Origin of the sequence: Acinetobacter sp. TG2027 (genome assembly GCF_000302435.1) — a bacterium.
Classification (GTDB): Bacteria; Pseudomonadota; Gammaproteobacteria; order Pseudomonadales; family Moraxellaceae; genus Acinetobacter; species Acinetobacter pittii.
In genome coordinates, this window is sequence record NZ_AMJN01000053.1 from 42,080 (window position 1) to 59,580 (window position 17,501).

At 39.0% G+C, this 17,501-nt stretch carries 15 protein-coding genes; 9 read left to right on the plus strand and 6 right to left on the minus strand.

Going from position 1 to position 17,501, the window contains the following annotated elements:
• Positions 1–78 precede the first annotated feature (78 nt).
• Genes B806_RS0114305 through B806_RS0114315 form a run of 3 tightly spaced genes read right to left on the minus strand, consistent with a single transcriptional unit; the run spans position 79 to position 2,673 of the window.
• A complete protein-coding gene (locus tag B806_RS0114305) occupies positions 79–213 on the minus strand; it encodes a hypothetical protein (protein ID WP_005076466.1) in 135 nt (44 codons plus the stop codon).
• A gap of 14 nt (positions 214–227) precedes the next feature.
• On the minus strand, positions 228–1,235 hold the full coding sequence (gene cydB / locus B806_RS0114310; RefSeq protein ID WP_005076463.1) for a cytochrome d ubiquinol oxidase subunit II: 1,008 nt from the start codon (positions 1,233–1,235) through the stop codon (positions 228–230).
• Positions 1,228–2,673, minus strand: a complete 1,446-nt coding sequence (locus B806_RS0114315) for a cytochrome ubiquinol oxidase subunit I (protein ID WP_017386136.1) — start codon at positions 2,671–2,673, stop codon at positions 1,228–1,230. Before B806_RS0114315 ends, cydB begins: the two co-directional genes overlap by 8 nt.
• 646 nt (positions 2,674–3,319) lie before the next feature.
• Here B806_RS0114315 and B806_RS0114320 point away from each other — a divergent pair.
• The 4 genes from B806_RS0114320 (at position 3,320) to B806_RS0114335 (ending at position 8,797) form a co-directional block, all read left to right on the plus strand.
• Positions 3,320–4,138: a hypothetical protein gene (locus B806_RS0114320; RefSeq protein ID WP_017403183.1), complete on the plus strand. Its 819-nt coding sequence runs from the start codon at positions 3,320–3,322 to the stop codon at positions 4,136–4,138.
• Positions 4,139–4,272: 134 nt separating this feature from the next.
• Positions 4,273–5,568: an acyl-CoA dehydrogenase family protein gene (locus B806_RS0114325; RefSeq protein WP_017386138.1), complete on the plus strand. Its 1,296-nt coding sequence runs from the start codon at positions 4,273–4,275 to the stop codon at positions 5,566–5,568.
• A gap of 176 nt (positions 5,569–5,744) precedes the next feature.
• On the plus strand, positions 5,745–7,136 hold the full coding sequence (locus tag B806_RS0114330) for an LLM class flavin-dependent oxidoreductase (protein ID WP_017386139.1): 1,392 nt from the start codon (positions 5,745–5,747) through the stop codon (positions 7,134–7,136).
• Between the two features lie 194 nt (positions 7,137–7,330).
• Positions 7,331–8,797: an MFS transporter gene (locus B806_RS0114335; RefSeq protein ID WP_017386140.1), complete on the plus strand. Its 1,467-nt coding sequence runs from the start codon at positions 7,331–7,333 to the stop codon at positions 8,795–8,797.
• Between the two features lie 61 nt (positions 8,798–8,858).
• On the opposite strand, the gene B806_RS0114340 is transcribed toward B806_RS0114335, so the two are convergent.
• A complete protein-coding gene (locus B806_RS0114340) occupies positions 8,859–10,043 on the minus strand; it encodes a hypothetical protein (RefSeq protein ID WP_017386141.1) in 1,185 nt (394 codons plus the stop codon).
• 441 nt (positions 10,044–10,484) lie between these two features.
• On the opposite strand from B806_RS0114340, the gene tauA reads away from it, so the two are divergent.
• The 4 genes from tauA to tauD are packed head-to-tail and all read left to right on the plus strand — an operon-like array spanning position 10,485 to position 14,085.
• Positions 10,485–11,525, plus strand: coding sequence for a taurine ABC transporter substrate-binding protein (gene tauA / locus B806_RS0114345; RefSeq protein ID WP_025465979.1), 1,041 nt, complete (start codon positions 10,485–10,487; stop codon positions 11,523–11,525).
• A 9-nt stretch (positions 11,526–11,534) separates the two neighbouring features.
• A complete protein-coding gene (locus B806_RS0114350; RefSeq protein ID WP_002114189.1) occupies positions 11,535–12,329 on the plus strand; it encodes an ATP-binding cassette domain-containing protein in 795 nt (264 codons plus the stop codon).
• Positions 12,326–13,195, plus strand: coding sequence for a taurine ABC transporter permease TauC (tauC, locus tag B806_RS0114355; RefSeq protein WP_002114284.1), 870 nt, complete (start codon positions 12,326–12,328; stop codon positions 13,193–13,195). The genes B806_RS0114350 and tauC overlap by 4 nt, the downstream gene beginning before the upstream one ends.
• A gap of 8 nt (positions 13,196–13,203) precedes the next feature.
• The gene (gene tauD / locus B806_RS0114360; RefSeq protein ID WP_002114263.1) at positions 13,204–14,085 is read left to right on the plus strand and encodes a taurine dioxygenase; all 882 of its coding nucleotides are present in this window, start codon (positions 13,204–13,206) and stop codon (positions 14,083–14,085) included.
• Between the two features lie 69 nt (positions 14,086–14,154).
• Here the strand turns inward: tauD and B806_RS0114365 are convergent, their stop codons facing one another.
• Complete coding sequence (locus B806_RS0114365; RefSeq protein WP_002114327.1) at positions 14,155–14,889, minus strand: aspartate/glutamate racemase family protein; 735 nt, start codon at positions 14,887–14,889, stop codon at positions 14,155–14,157.
• Positions 14,886–16,355 carry an NCS1 family nucleobase:cation symporter-1 gene (locus B806_RS0114370; RefSeq protein ID WP_017403184.1) on the minus strand — a complete coding sequence of 490 codons (1,470 nt, stop codon included), beginning with the start codon at positions 16,353–16,355 and terminating at the stop codon, positions 14,886–14,888. The genes B806_RS0114365 and B806_RS0114370 overlap by 4 nt, the downstream gene beginning before the upstream one ends.
• 401 nt (positions 16,356–16,756) lie before the next feature.
• Here B806_RS0114370 and B806_RS0114375 point away from each other — a divergent pair, with 401 nt between their 5' ends.
• A complete protein-coding gene (locus tag B806_RS0114375) occupies positions 16,757–17,497 on the plus strand; it encodes a GntR family transcriptional regulator (RefSeq protein ID WP_002114346.1) in 741 nt (246 codons plus the stop codon).
• Positions 17,498–17,501: the final 4 nt, after the last annotated feature.

A 17,501-nucleotide genomic window follows, 5' to 3' on the forward strand; every position in this document is an offset into this window, starting at 1 on the left:
CAAAATGAAAGAAGCACTTAATCAATAATAAATGCCGTTTGCAGAATCTACAAACGGCATTTGTTTAGAACAATAGATTTACTTTAAGTAAGGGGCTGCATAAATCAAGATAACTTTAAACAATCCCGCAATCACAGCTAAGGCTAAAAAACCACCGATCCATAGCAGAATAAACCATTGGGTTTGATTGAGTTTAACGGATGACTTTTTCATAAAACCCTCCATACTTAATGATAGCCTTCGTCACCTACACGAACTTTGTCTCTAAATACCCAATAAGACACAATGGTGTAAGCAATAATGATCGGGATTAAAATAAGTGCGCCGACCAAAGCAAACATCTGGCTTGAATGAGGCGCTGCTGCCTGCCAAATGGTGACTGATGGCGGAATAATATAGGGCCATAAACTAATCACAAAACCAGTAAATGCAAGGAAAACGAGGGCCAATGTATATGCAAATGGTTTGAGGTCATGATCCTGCTTTTTACATGCTGATAAAATCAGGCCAACAAACAATAAGACCAAAATCGGTACAGGACTAAAATAGAACAGATTTGGTAAAGAGAACCAGCGATCTGCAATTTCAGGATGCGTCAACGGCGTATATAAACTCACCCCACCAAAAATAATGAGCAGTGCAATAATCAGCTTTGGCATAAGCTCATACATACGTTGCTGCAAACCTTTTTCGGTTTTTAAAATCAGCCATCCACAGCCTAAAGTGGCATACATGGCAACTACGCCAATACCTGTAAAGATGGTAAATGGGGAAAGCCAATCAAAAGACCCACCAGCAAAAATACCATTTTCGGTTTTGATTCCTTGAATATAAGCACCCAAAATAATCCCTTGTAGGAAGCTGGTTAAAACTGAACCCCAAATAAAAGCCAAGTCCCAAAGGTGCTTGGTTCGATGAGCTTTAAAACGGAATTCAAAAGCAACTCCACGGAAAATCAGGGCAATGACCATGAAAATGATAGGCAGGTAGAGTGCTGATAAAACTGTTGAATAGACCAGTGGGAATGCTGCGTATAGACCAGCACCACCGAGAACCATCCAAGTTTCGTTACCATCCCAAACAGGAGCGACGGTATTCATCATGACGTCACGTTCTTGGCTGTTCTTAATGAACGGGAACATAATCCCGATTCCTAAGTCAAAACCATCCATGACCACGTAAATTAAAACACCTAAACCAATAATACCGACCCATATTAAAGAAAGATCAATCATGATGTTTCTCCCCAGATTTTTGATTATCGTCAATGTTTTCATCGACAGCACTGAGTGGACGCATTGGTGTTTTAAAGTGTCCAACGCCACCAGATTCAATAGTTGGAGTATCGATAAATACAGGGCCTTTATTAATGAGTTTTAAGGTGTAGTAAATACCGCTACCAAAAACGATGGTATAGACCACCACAAAAATAAAGAGACTAAGTCCAACCTGATCTGCCGAAACGGTATGTGAAAGCCCGTCTTTAGTGCGCATAATCCCGTATACAACCCACGGTTGACGGCCTACTTCGGTAGTAATCCAGCCAGCCAGCATTGCCACATAACCCGCAGGCCCCATCACTACAGCAAATTTATGAAACCATGATGTTTCATAGAGTTTTCCACGTTTACGTAACCAAAGCGCAATTAAAGATAGAGTGACCATGAGCACACCAAGACCCACCATCACACGGAAGCTCCAGAAAACGATGGTTGAATTTGGACGGTCTTCAGGTGCGAAATCTTTTAAACCTGTCACTTGGCCATCTAAGCTATGCGTTAAAATTAAGCTACCCAAATAAGGAACACCCACTTCGAAGTGGTTACGTTCTTCTTTCATATCTGGAATTGCAAATAGCAATAATGGCATCGGCTCATTGTGATTGGTTTCCCAGTGACCTTCCATTGCCGCAAGTTTGGCTGGTTGATGTTCACGGGTGTTTAAACCATGGTTATCGCCAATTACTACTTGTAAACATGAAGTCACAAGCACCATCCAGAGACCCATCGAGAACGATTTTTTCACCAATTCATCACGACGGCCTTTTACTAAATGCCATGCAGATGTTCCGACCACCAATAATGATGAAACTAAGAAGGCGGCAGCACCCATGTGGGCAAAGCGGTAAGGGAAGGATGGGTTAAAGACAATTGCAAACCAGTCTTTTGGCACAATAATGCCATTTTCGATGGCAAAGCCTTGAGGTGTCTGCATCCAACTATTTGAAGATAGAATCCAGAACATGGAAATACATGTTCCGATGGCAACCATAAGTGTTGCGAAGAAATGGGCTCGAGGACCAACGCGTCCCCAACCAAATAACATAATGCCTAAGAAACCTGCTTCTAAGAAGAAGGCACTCAAGACTTCATAGGTAAGTAAAGGACCAGTAATACTTCCGGCAACGCGTGAAAATTCACTCCAGTTCGTACCGAACTGGTAACTCATGACCACACCCGAGACCACACCCATACCAAAGGCAACGGCAAAGATCTTAATCCAGTATTTAAATAGATCTTTATAGATCGGGTTTTGGGTTCTTAACCATTTCCACTCTAATACTGCTAAAAAGCATGCAAGACCGATGGAAGTGGCCGGAAAAATAATATGGAAGGATACTGTAAAAGCAAATTGTATTCGCGCTAATTCTAGAGCGGTTAGACCGAGGCTCATAAACTTTCCCCCTGTGAACTAGCTGATGATGATTGAATGACTTAAATACTTATTTTCAGGCAACAAAGTATTTTGGCGATTAAACTTACTTCTGTGATAGATCTTCTTAGCAAGTAAAATGCCAACAGGGTTAAGCAACATAATTGCTTGATATTTCAAGAGAATAGACTGATTGATTGTTCTCAATCTGTTAACAAAGTTTATGCTTGATGTTGCATTTGTAAAAATGCATGTTGCATTGAAACATTGATGAAATATCTGGCGATATGCAATAGATCGACTCATGAAAACTACCTACCTTAAGAAGTTTCCTTAATCATGCACTTACTATTTTTGTATATGTAGATACAGAAATTTTTTATAAAACTATAACAGTCTGGAGCAGTCATGAGGTGTGCTATAGTTTTTTTTCAATTATCTGTAGCTATGTATCCATTCTTCAAAAGTCCAAAATAAATGAACAAGATTTACGAATGGCCAAAATCACTCTCCAAAATACAGCGAATGCGACTTTGGGTAATAAGCGCAGAAGAATAGTTTCTTCTCTTTTATTCCTTTGTTGTTTTGCGTGAGGTCTGGTTGTTACGTAGGTTATTAAAGACCTGATTTAAGTGTAGCTCTTCTAAAATAGCTTGGATGTTAAAAAATGTTTATTACTTCTCAACTCAATGTCCTGCATAAAATTATTAAAAATCAGCCTATCCCTGTATCTATATTGGCTCAGTTAGAGCAGACCTATGTTAATTTTGAAGCTACCTTATTAAGAGCGAAAGTACTCAGAGACTTTTCTAAATCTGAAACTGTATATTTAATCCAATCTCATATTGAGCCAAAGCAAAGTAGTGTGGCTTATCTATTTTCACCATTTATTTTTGCCAACTTAAACAAGGCTGCTATTTATACAACACCTGCGACTACGCCTGTGCTTTCTATTCTGAATAAATATTACCAAGCTGAGAAGAAAGTACTCTTTAAAGTAGATGACGTTTTAGAAAGTCTAAAAATTTATATACATTTGGAACTTGCAGAGCTTAATGAGGTTGAGTTTATTTATTTAAGCTTAATCAAGGCACTGTGCCGAAGTGATCTCTCTACCGTTTTTTTAATTACGAGTTTAGAGGTAGATGTCGAGCATTTAAAAACACTAGAGCAATTTTTAAAGGTCAAAATTTATTGGATTAAAACCACAAAAGATGATGACTTAAAAAATCTTAATGGCTTAGAAATGCGGAAATTATTATTCAAAAATAAAGATGAAACTTATGTCAAATTATGCACGAAATTTGCTCAAATGAACGCAGCGTTGGTTGGTTTATGCGATACCTTTACCGCTGGTCAAATGACACATTTAATTGACGACATGTTTTATTCAGAACATATTTTTGAAAAGTTATCCGTCTATTCAGAATATATACAAACACTTCTGCAAAGCCAGCAGAGCATTAGACAAAAAGAGCTATCTTAGGACTTGGGAGATGAGCTTTTTATCTTTGTGTTTGGGTACTTATATAAAGAATGAATACAGTTATAAAAAAATAATCGTTTTCATGTGAAATAAATATTTTATGGTAAAAGCAAAGCAATATTGGTTTTACTTACATGACAAATTTAAATTTTGAGCATCATCTCGGTTCACTAACGCATGCAGCACTCAGTCAGGCTTCAATCATTTCTCGCGTGTGGGGTGAAGGGCCTTCAGAACGTTATGATGAATTGGCAAAAAATTTCAGACCAACTTTTGCCCGTATTAAAGAAGGGGCTTTAATCCGTGAGCAACAGCATATTTTGCCCTATGAACAACTTCAGTGGCTCAAAGATATTGGTTTTACGCGCTTAAGACTTCCAAAAGCTCATGGTGGCTTTGATGCAACCATTCCTGAACTATTTGCATTGCTCATTGAACTTGCAGAAGCGGACTCAAACTTACCGCAAGCTTTGCGTGTGCATTTTGGTTTCACTGAAGATGTGTTGGTAAGTAAAGACAAAACGTTTCAACAGCGTTGGCTTAGCCGAATTGCAAATGGGGAAACAGTCGGTAGTGCATGGTCTGAAGGAGGGAAAGAGTCAATTGATCAGTTCGAAACACATTTGTATCGAGACAGTGACGGAAAAATTCGCGTTAAAGGTAAAAAATATTACACCACAGGGAGTCTATATGCCGATTGGGTTGACGTTGGTGTAACTGACTTAAAGGGTGAATCTGGCTCGGTCGTTGTGCGCCGTGAAGATGAAGGTGTCGAAATTGTTGATGATTGGAATGGTTTTGGCCAGCAACTCACCGCAAGTGGTACAGCATATTTCCATGACGTATTGGTCGATGAAGCTGAAATTTTACCTGACGATGACCGTTTTAAATATTCAGCGGCTTACTATCAACTGGTTCAACTGGCAATCATTACAGGTCTAGGACGTGCTGCAACCTATGATGTTTCTCAAGCTGTTGCTAAACGTACCCGAAACTACACGCATGCAAATGCTCAATTTGTAAAACAGGATCCGCAAATTTTACAAGTAGTAGGCCAAATCCGTGGTGCGGCTTACAGTGCAGGAGCGATTGTTGAAAAAGTAGCACAAAGCTTACAACGTGCTTACTTAGCTGCATTTCAAAATAATGAGCAGCTTGAAGAGGAGCAAAATGCACTTGCCGAACTTGAAAGTGCGCAGTCTCAAACGGTAATTACCGATCTAATTTTAAATGCTTCTACGATTTTATTTGACGCTTTAGGTGCTTCTGCAACGGACAAAGATTTAGGCCTAGATCGATACTGGCGTAACGTACGAACTTTAGCTTCACATAACCCGAGAGTATTTAAAAATCGAATTATTGGTGATTTTAGTGTAAACGGCACATTACCACCTTATCAATGGCGTATTGGTGAAGTAGCTAAACAATAATTGATAATCATAGATATTAAGCTGCTATTTTTAGTGGCTTAATATTATTTTGATTGTTTAAATTAAATTATAAAAATCTATAGAATAAAATCATATTTTGTTTGGGGTATATATTATAAAGAAAACATAAAAATTGCTTTAGTATAAAAATTAAATAAAATGCTGGCGAATATTTTATGACTAAGAAAATTAGTTTTAATGCTTTTGAAATGAATTGTATTGCTCACCAATCTCCTGGATTATGGCGACATCCTCAAGATCGATCTGTTGAATATAAAGATTTAGAATATTGGACAGATTTAGCACAAATTCTTGAGCGTGGTTTTTTTGACGGTATTTTTATTGCAGATGTACTCGGTATTTATGACGTTTATCATCAAAGTGCTGAATATGCCTTAACAGGTGCAGTACAAGTTCCGGTCAATGATCCGCTACAGATTGTGCCAGCGATGGCCGCAGTCACAAAGCACTTGGGTTTTGGTGTCACGACCTCTATTTCCTTTGAACATCCGTATCCTTTTGCTAGACGTATTAGCACGCTAGACCATTTAACCAAAGGGCGAGTTGGATGGAATATCGTGACGTCTTATTTAGAAAGTGGTTCGAAAAACTTGGGCCTAAAAACTCAGGTCAACCATGACAATCGTTATGATATTGCCGATGAATATTTAGAAGTCCTTTACAAACTTTGGGAAGGTTCTTGGGAAGAAGGTTCGGTAGTTCGTGACCGTGAAAGCGGTATCTTTGCTGACCATAAAAAAGTGCATCCAATTCAGCATGAAGGTAAATACTTTACTGTACCGGGCATCCATATTTGTGAGCCATCACCGCAGCGAACACCAGTACTCTACCAAGCAGGGGCATCTTCACGTGGGCAGAAGTTTGCCAGTCAAAATGCCGAGTGTGTATTTATTGCAGCGCCTTCTAAAATTGCCACTAAAAAAGTGGTGCAGGGCATTCGCCAGAAATTGGCTCAGGAAGGCCGCGATCCGTACTCTGTTAAAATTTATGCGCTTTTGTCGATTGTCACTGATGAAACCGATGCAAAAGCACAGGCTAAGTTTAAAGAATATCAAAGCTATGGAAGCTATGATGGTGCTTTAACCTTGCTGTCTGGCTGGTCGGGTGTTGATTTTTCACAATATCAACCCACTGACAAAGTTGAATATATTCAAACCAATGCCATTCAATCTTTATTAGATTCTTATGTAAATGCGGACCCAGAACGTGTTTGGACCATTGAAGAAATTGCAAACTGGAACAGCTTAGGTGGGAATGGACCTGTGTTAGTGGGTTCGGCAGAAACAGTTTCAGATGCTTTACAACAATGGGTTGAAGATACCGATATTGATGGTTTCAATCTTGCCTATATTTTGGCGCATCAAACCTTTGCCGATGTGGTTGAGTTTATTGTGCCAGAGTTGCAAAAACGTGGGGTATATCAAACCTCATATACACAAGGAACATTAAGAGAAAAACTATTTAGTGCTGGGCCATATTTGCCTGAAAATCACCGAGGTGCAAAATATCGTAATCTAAAAGAGTTAAAACTTGCTGAGGCGAGTTAATATTTTAGAAATTCTTTAAATAAATAGCTGGTTAAATACCAGCTTTTATTTTGTCTTTTTATATCGGTTTTACTGCTGAGTAAATAATGAAAAGATAATTCTATAATTTAGATTAAAACATCAGATTAATTTGTTTTTGTATTATGTGAATAATCATTATTTTGTTTCTGTTATTAAAATTCAGGAATTATTAAGTGAGCATACAAGAACTCGATCATAACCATCGTTATGAAATTAAATCTCCCGATGATGTTTCACAATTAATTTCCAAATTTGCAGGGAAGGGTAAATCGAATAAAGTTATTTGGTTGGCACTAATTGGCGTATTTATTGATGCCTATGATTTAACAACGCTCTCTTTTGGTATTGAGCAAGTCATCTCAGAGTTTTCTTTAAGCCCTGTGATGACCGGGGTGGTGGCTTCAGCAATTGTCTGCGGAACCATTGTTGGAAACCTGATTGGTGGTTGGCTGACAGATAAAATTGGCCGTTATCGGGTCTTTATGGCGGACATGGTGCTGTTTGTCATTGCTGCAATTGTCGCAGGCTTTGCACCTAATGTCTGGGTTTTGATTTTAGCCCGATTTATTATGGGAATTAGTGTCGGTATTGATTTACCCGTGGCAATGTCATACTTATCTGAGTTTTCCAAGTTTAACGGTAGTAGCAACAAGGCAGCGCGTTTAGCTGCATGGTGCCCAATGTGGTATGCCGCTTCTTCGGTCTGTTTTGGTCTAGTTCTGGCGCTTTATTTTCTTTTACCCCCTGAGCATAGCAATTGGCTATGGCGAGCATCTTTAATTTTCGGAGCAGTGCCAGCGTTACTCATTATTTTTATTCGCGGTAAATATTTAACTGAGTCACCCATTTGGCTTGCAAACCAAGGCGATTTAAAAGGGGCGGCTAAAGTTCTACAAGAATCCTATGCAATTCATGCAGTCGCTACAGTTGAAAAAGTAGAAAGAACTGCTGAAAAGAAAAAGCGCGAGGGGTTTGCGGTTTTATTTAATAAAACCTATTTGCAAAGAACTATTGTGGCAATTGTGATTCATATTTCGGTGGCATTTCAGTACACGACCATTGCCTTCTTTTTACCTTCTATTTTAACGCGATTCTTTCATACAGATGTCTTGACGACCATTACTACAACACTAGGGCTTAATTTATTGTTTGCATTTACGGGCGGAATATTAGGTGTATTTGTTGCTAGCAGATTTAAATCTCGTCATGTGTTGCTTACAGGCTTTTTACTCCAGTTTATAGCCCTCATTGCCTTAGCATTCATTGGTGAACCCGGTAATAGCTTTTTACTCTACACCGCAATTGGCATGCTAGGTTTGTGGCTTTTTGCCGAAGGCTTTGGGCCAGGTGCACAAATGATGGTTTATCCAACTATGGCTTATCCAGCTTCGATTCGTGGTGTTGGTGTTGGCTTTAATCGTGCAGTAACGGGCGTTGCTCAAGCAATTGCTTTGTTTGTTTTACCAATCTGGATGGCGGGATATAAAACCGATGTTTACCTGATTATTTCTATCTTTGCGTTTATTCCTTTAATTGTGATTGGTCTACTGATTAAGTTTGAGCCTACCGCCCAAGATGTCGATGTCATCGATGAAGATAAAACAGAGCTTCCTCTCAATAATTCACCAGTAATCGACTAGAGTAAAAGTAGATATCTAGATAAAAACAAAGGCCAACATCTGTTGGCCTTTGTTTTAAGAATTAGAAGTAATAAGCAAAAATTACAAACGCTTTTTTATTCCATTTATCATTGGTTCCACCAGCCGCAAGGCCTTCACTGTCTCCTAGATATGGGTCATGTTTACCCACCAGCAACTCGGCTTGTACTGTCAATTTTTGATAGTTAAAGGCAATGCCGGGAATAAAACGGGTAGAGTCTTTGAAACCATCGTGCTCTTTTCGATAAGAACTATAGTTTAAATACGGGCGAACAGAAGTAATTGGTCCAAACTGCTGAGGAAATAAATAGCTCAGTTCGGCTGAATAAATCTGACCTTTGGTTGCCGAATTAAATGAATAATCGAAACCGCCCAAAGTCAGATGATCTTTATATTCAGTGTCGGCATTATCAATGTCCTGATAACCAGCCAAAAGCTGTAAATTCCATTGATTATAATTGGTATTGCTAAAAACCGAATAGACTTGGCGATCTCCATCTTGCCCTGAACGCTTGTTTTCAATAGTGGAATACCATGCAGAAGCACCCAGTTGGGTAGAGAAATTCTCTTGTCCTAATACGTTCTTAAAGGTATGAGCACCGCGAACAACAATGGAGTTCTTTTCTTTAGTATTGGTACCTTGTGGTACAGAGTCATCCGCATTGACAGGATTGATACTAAATCGACTCGAGTCTTTGCTTTTACCTCTATAGGTGCCACCATCGGTAGGATAAAAGGCGAGTTGTGCTTCATTGGTTCCATCATTGAAATCATATTTCACCCCAAGGTTGTGTACATCTTCCCAACCAGCACTATTGGCAATGCCTAAATAATAAGTATTTCCCCAAAAGCGACCCAAGCCAAAAGGAACGGGGTTTAAGCCAGCAATAATTTTACTGTTGTCATTAATTTTATAACCCATCCATGCATCGGTGAGCCAATTGGCATCGCCTAAATGCCCGTAATATTCATAAACCCGATAATCTAAGTGGCCAATCCATTTCGGGGAGTTGTAATCTAGCCATAATACGGCGTCATTAAAGGAAAATTTACTGGTTGTGGGTTCAGAATCAAAGTCATAAACATATTTAGCCCGAACAGTACCACTTACTTTAAGTTCACCTTCTTCAGCATTGCCAAAGGTAAGCGCTGCATGACTTGAGAGGCTAAATGTAATTAAAGACGTTGTAATTAATGTTTTTTTCAAAATTTGAGAATGTTTAAACAAAAGAATTTTTCTCCTCTTAAAAATAAAAATTAAATTTGCGTCATGTATAAACCAGAAAAAGATTTGCCCAAATCTCAATATTTGCAGAAGATTTAAGATAAAAAGATAATAAAATCTGAACTTTATATAAAAGAATGAAAATTAATTAGATGCAAAACTCTGGATGCAATAAGCAAAAGTAAAAATGATCAAATATGAGAGGATAAAATACTTAGAGGGCATCTGTCAGGTTTTCCTAATCATATGATTTGTGAATATGGTTTTTAGTTATTGATATATAAGTATTTTAATTTTTATTTTAATCTGTAAGTTTACTTAGAATTTGCTTTTTACCAAAAGATAAAAACTTATAAGGAAAAGTTATTTATAAAAATTAGATAAGCAACTCATATTTTTTTATTTTTCATTATAAAGCCGGCTGCATACAATGGGCTTATATTATTGAAAGATCATGAAATTATGAGCACAAAGACCAAACCGTTGATTATCACGGCAATTGTGGTTGTAGCAATTGTTGCATTTATCGTATGGCAAAATAAGAAAGATAATAATACGGGTGCTTCAGTTCGTGACAACAAACCTGTCGTGATTGCTTATCAAACTGGGGTTGACCCAAGCAAAGTTGCACAGGCTAACGGAGATTATGAAAAACATAGTCAACGTACTATTCAATGGAAAAAATTTGATGCGGGTTCAGATGTTGTAAATGCACTTGCTTCAGGTGATGTGGTACTTGGCAATATTGGTTCAAGCCCACTTGCTGCCGCGGCAAGCCGTAATTTACCGATTGAAGTATTCTTAATTACTTCAAAACTTGGTGGGTCTGAAGCATTAGTGGTGAGTAATAAATCAGGCATTAAAACCCCTCAAGATTTAATTGGCAAAACCATTGCTGTACCTTTTGTTTCAACAACCCATTACAGCCTTTTGTCTGCACTTAAACATTGGAACATTCCAGAAGACAAAGTAAAAATTATCAACTTGCGTCCACCTGAAATTTCAGCTGCTTGGGAACGTGGTGATATTGATGCTGCCTATGTTTGGGAACCTGCTTTAAGTAAAGCCAAAGCATCTGGTACGGTTTTAACCGACTCGAAACAAGTGGGTGAATGGGGCGCTCCAACTTATGACTTATGGGTTGTACGTAAAGACTTTGCAGAGAAAAACCCTGATTTCTTAAAAGCTTTTGTTAAAACTACGCTTGAGCAGCTTGAAAAATATAATCAAGATCCAGCCGCTTACGTTAAAGATGCCGATAACGTGCAAAAAATTGCGCAGCTTACAGGTTCTAATCCAAAAGATATCCCACTTTTATTAAGTGGAAACATCTACCTTGACTACGCTCAGCAAAAACAAACGTTAGATGGTGAATTCGCGCAAAATATTTTTGATACAGCGAAGTTCTTAAAAGGTCAGGGTAAGGTCGATCAACTTAAAGCCGATTATAAAGGCAATGTGAATTCTTCATTTTTGCAGCCTTAAGGAGTTGTCATGAGTGTATTAGAAGCCAAACATATTCATCTGACTTTTCCTAAACAGCAAAAGCCAGTTTTACAAGACATTAATCTAACGATTGAAGAAGGTTCTTTAACCGTGATTTTAGGCGAGTCAGGTTGCGGCAAAACGACTTTGCTTAATATCTTGGCAGGCTTTCAAAAGCCGAGTTCAGGTGATGTGCTTGTAAATCATGAAGTGGTAACTGGACCAGATGTAACCCGCGCTGTGGTGTTTCAGGATCATGCACTCCTTCCTTGGTTGAATGTTGCAGATAATGTTGGCTTCGCTTTGCAGTTAAAAGGTTTAAAGCGCGCAGAGATCGAAACACAAGTAAACGCAATTTTAAAAATTGTAGGTTTAAGTCACGTTGAAAAAGCCAATATCTGGGAACTTTCCGGTGGTATGAAACAACGTGTTGGTATTGCTAGAGCTTTGATCAGTCATGCGCCGTTTATTTTATTAGATGAACCTTTTGCCGCATTAGATGCTTTTACACGTGAAAACATGCAGCAGTTAGTGCTCGATTTATGGATTCAACAAAATAAAAGTTTCTTTTTAATTACTCATGACATTGAAGAAGCATTATTGCTCAGCAATCAGTTAGTTCTGATGACAGCGCATCCAGGCAAAATTGTAGAAACTCTACATCTCGATTTTGCTAATCGATATCGTCAGGGCGAGTCTATTCGCTCAATTAAATCGGACCCTCAATTTATTCAGCTCAGAGAGCAGCTGTTTGAAAGTTTAAGAGCACAAAAACAAAGCGGTAAGGAGGCGTTAACCACATGAGTACTAAAGATAACGTCTATGAATATGACAAAGCAGGGCTAAAACTTAAGCCAGATGTGCAAACAGAAAATGCTTCATTTCTATCGTCATTTTTTGAGAAGCATCGCACTTTGGCAGTTAGCATAATTAGTGTGGGAAGTGTGGTTGCACTCTGGTTTCTCATTACTGCTTTGCATGTCGTACCTGAACTGTTTTTACCGAGTCCGCAGGCAGTCTGGCAAAAATTTATATCGGTCAGCCAAGAAGGCTTTATGAAGGCTACTTTGTGGCAACACTTGGCCGCTAGTATCTCGCGTGTGTTTTTGGCTTTGATTGCTGCCGTAGTGATTGGTGTACCACTGGGCTTATGGATGGGTCTGAACAAATGGGTTCGCGCTGTTCTAGATCCTTTGGTTGAATTATTACGTCCAATTCCGCCGTTAGCTTATTTACCCTTACTCGTGATTTGGTTCGGTATTGGCGAAACCACAAAAGTACTTTTGATTTTCTTCTCGATTTTGGCACCTGTCATTATTAGTAGCGCGCATGGTGTGTTAAGCCATCAGCTTAATCGTGAGCGTGCAGCATTGTCGCTAGGGGCAAGTCAGGCTCAAGTATTTTGGCATGTCATTTTACCAACAGCTTTACCTCATATTATTACCGGTATTCGTATTGGTCTCGGGGTGGGCTGGTCAACATTAGTTGCAGCAGAGTTGGTTGCAGCGGATCGTGGTATTGGTTTTATGGTGCAATCGGCAGCACAGTTCTTAATTACCGATACGGTGATTCTGGGCATTATTGTGATTGCGATTGTCGCAGTTAGTTTTGAGCTGTTTTTACGTTGGTTACAAAAACAGTTTTCTCCTTGGTATGGTCAGCAGTTGTAGTAAAGAAGATGAATACAGTAGTAGCAAACTTAAATATTGAAGTGATCAAGCCTACCATTGGCGCAATTATTCACGATATTGATTTGAATGCGTTAAATGAACAGACAACGCAACAAATCCAGCAGGCTTTGCTTGATCATCAGGTCATTTTTTTTCGAAAGCAACAATTAGCACCGCAAGCACAAGCAGACTTGGCACGCAGTTTTGGTAGCTTACATGTGCACCCGATTTATCCTTCAATTGAAGATGTACCTGAAGTGATGGTACTCGATAGCTGGAAACAAGATTTGCGTGACAATGAACTTTGGCACACAGATGTAACTTTTAGTAAAACCCCGCCTTTAGGTTGTGTGTTGCAAGCCATTAAAATTCCACCTGTAGGCGGAGATACATTATGGTCGAGCAACACAGCAGCTTTTAAAGGGCTTCCGCTTGAGTTACAGCAAAAACTACGTGGCTTAACTGCAACACACGATATTCGTAAGTCTTTTCCACTTGAACGTTTTGCCCATAACGAAGAAGAGCGTGAAAAGCTTTTGCAAACATTTAAGCGTAACCCACCAGTGGTTCACCCAGTGGTGCGTACCCATCCGGTTACAGGTGAGCCTTTGTTGTTTGTAAGTGAGGGCTTTACCACTCGCATTAATGAGTTACCTGAACAAGAAAGTGAGCAATTACTTGATTTCTTGTTTAAACATGCGACCCAAGAGCAATTTCATTTGCGTTGGAAGTGGCAAGATGGTGATATCGCGATTTGGGATAACCGTTGTACGCAACATAAAGCATTGTTTGATTATGGCGATGCTCATCGCATCATGCACCGTGCAACTATTAACGGTGATGTGCCATTTTATAAAAATGAACAACAGCCAGAGTTAGCCGAAGTTTAATTCTTTGGTTTTCAGCAGTTTCAATTCCAACGCAGCGTTTTGAGTTGGAATTGAAACAGTAATTTATTTCTAATGTGCTCCAAATCCTGACAGTATGCCTGTGTAACTCTTTACAGGAGGTGAGGCCCAATCACCAACTTTGCTGGTTTTTAAATTTAACTGAACTAACATTTCAGCTTGTTTAACTGCTGCTGCAACGCCGTCAATAACAATCACTCCCAATTCGTTTTGTAGTTTTAGGCATAAATCACTCATACCTGCACAGCCCAAAACAATCGCATCGCTTTTATCTTCTGTGAGTGCTTTTTTGCACTCATCTCGTATGGTTCGATAAGCATCTGAGTCAGGAAGCTCTAACTCTTCAACTGCAATGTCACAAGCTCGAACATTTTTGCAAAATGGTGTAGCCCCATAGCGATGAGCCAGATGCCAACTCATATTCACTGTGCGTTGTAAGGTTGTGACCACACTAAAACCATTACTGACATAACTTGCAGTTCGCATAGCTGCTTCGGCAATCCCAATCACAGGTGCTGAAGTCATTTCACGGGCAGCATAAAGCGTAGGGTCACCAAAACAGGCAATAACATAAGCATTTACACCTAGAAATTCACCTTGGCGAATTTCCTCTAGCACACCTACTGCACTTAGGGCTTCATCATAATAACTTTCAATTGTTGCAGGGCCCATTTGAGGACTCACTGCAATAATTTGAGTACCAGAACCTGCGACTATCTTTGCTGATGCAGCAATTTTGTCTGTCATGCTTTGAGTAGTATTGGGATTAATAATTTTAATTTTCATTGTACTTTTACCTTAGTCATTGCCGATTTAACATGGGCAAGCGGTTGGTTAAGAAATCGGTAAATGACAAAACCGAATCCCATACCGATAAACCATGTGAAATTAGCCAGCCCAGACAGTTGTGGTAAAAGTACGCAGAGAATAGGAATTAATGAAGCTGGAATTAAGGCATAAAAGGCAGAGTGGTTATAACCATTTTTGTACCAATACAAGCCTTTGTTATCTAATGTATATAAATCATCCACCACGATTTTTTGTTTTTTAACGAGATAAAAATCGGCGAGCAATAAGCCAAAAAGTGGACCGATAAATGCACCTAAAATATCAATGGTGTAATGGATCACTTGAGGATTATTAAACAAATTCCATGGGGTAATGAAAATCGATCCAACTGCTGCAATCATTCCACCCATGCGCCAGCTAATTTTGCTCGGTGAAACATTGGAAAAATCAAAGGCAGGTGAAACAAAGTTAGCGACAATATTAATCCCAATGGTGGCAATCATTAAGGTCAAACTACCTAAAATGACTACAAATGTGTTATCCAGTTTACCGACCATCTCGACAGGGTCTGTAATGAGCTTGCCGTACACTGGAAGCGTTGCAGCAATACAAACCACAGTAAGTAAAGAAAAGCCTAAGAAATTGATCGGTAGGCCAAGAAAGTTGCCCATTTTAATGGCATTAAAACTTTTACCATAACGAGAGAAGTCACCAAAATTCAGCATAGGCCCTGAAAAATATGAAACAACAAGCGCAATAGCACCAATCATGACTGGTACAACCGCAAAACCATCGTATTGAACACCGCTCAAGTTTAAATCAATATTTTGCCAGCCAGCTTTCCAGATCAGCCATACTGCCATCGCAAACATCACAACATAGACAGCTGGACCTGCCCAGTCAATAAATTTACGTATGCTGTCCATGCCAGACCAAAAAACAATCGCTTGTAGTAGCCAAAGCAGCATGAAGCCAACCCATCCTAAATAGGAAAGCCCAAGAAAGCCGTAAGTTGAAACATCAGCATAGGGTGACCATTCTGGAAAGAACTTTAAAATGACTAATAAGAATGCACTTGAGGCCAAATAGGTTTGAATGCCATACCACGCGACAGCGATAAGACCCCGAATAACAGCAGGAATATTTGCACCAAGCACACCGAAAGTGGCACGACAAATAACAGGATAGGGCGTGCCTGTTTGTTGGCTAGACTTGGCAATCAGATTTGTAAAAAACTGAACTATGGCAATGCCGATGAGTAAAGATAAAAGTACCTGCCAGCTGTTCAGCCCGAGTGCAAAAAGGCTCCCAGCCATGACATAACCGCCGACACTATGAACATCAGACATCCAGAAAGCAAAAATATTATAAGCGCCCCATGTTTGCTTTTTTAAAGGAGCTAAGTCTTGATTTGTCAGTTTTGCATCATAAGAAGGTTTAATTATTGCTTCGGTATTATTCATCTTGAACACTCACTTCCCTTATGTTGGGCTGGCACGTTCTTCAGCAGCTTGAAATTCTGGCTAAAAGAATGAAATTAAAATTGTGCACAATATGATATTTATATTGTGCACAATTTTAATTTAGCAAAAGTTATGCCAAATTTAAGAAGTAGCGCTTATGAGTTATTTAAACTGGTATGAATTTTGGATATGAAGAGACAAATTTTTAAAATGAGAAGTGCTTAATTTTTTATAAAAAGTAAGTAAAGTTAGGTGTATAAGTGGATATTTAGAAGTCTAATATTGAATTGTTTAGCTCAACATTAGTGTTTTGGAAATGAGAGTAATATTCCCAAAAAGTTAAGTTAAACTTACACTACAGTTATTAGATAAAGTTTTAAAAAGAGGAGGCGTTAATAAAAATGGAGAAATCAATGCCATCGAATGCACCAAAAAAAGTCTTAGAAATGAGCAATGATGAAATTGATGACCATATATATAACGCTATTGTAGATGCTATTTTAAATAGGCAACTTGCCCCTGGCGCACGTTTAGTTGAAGCACCTTTGTGTGAAGCATTCGGGGTAACGCGAGGAGTGTTAAGACGTGTTTTCGTGAAACTTGCCCATGATAAGGTTATCGAAATTCAGCCCAATCGTGGGGCACTCATCGCAAAGCATAGCGTTCATGAGACAAAAGAGGTCTTTGAAGCACGCAGCATGCTTGAAATCGCCACTGTAAAAAAGCTCGCTCAAAAGTCACATAACCTAGATTTTAGTGAGCTTCGAGGCTTAGTAGATCAAGAGTCTCATGAGCGTTTAGCTGGCAATTGGGCCGAGTGGATTAAGCTATCGGGGCAATTTCATTTAAAGCTGATTGAAGCAAATCAAAATACGATTATGACCAGTTATTTGCAGACGCTTATTGCAAGGACTTCATTATTAATTGGCTTATATGAAATTCCAAAACATAATAATTGTTCGGCAGATGAACACCGTGCAATTTTAGATGCGATTGAACAAGGCGATGAAAAACGAGCAACTCAATTGATGGAAGAGCATTTAGAACACTACGCGACGACATTTATTGAAGAAGACAGCACAGCGTCAGCAGAACAAAATTTATTAAATTTATTTAAAAATAAGAAGATTGAATCCATTTAAACTA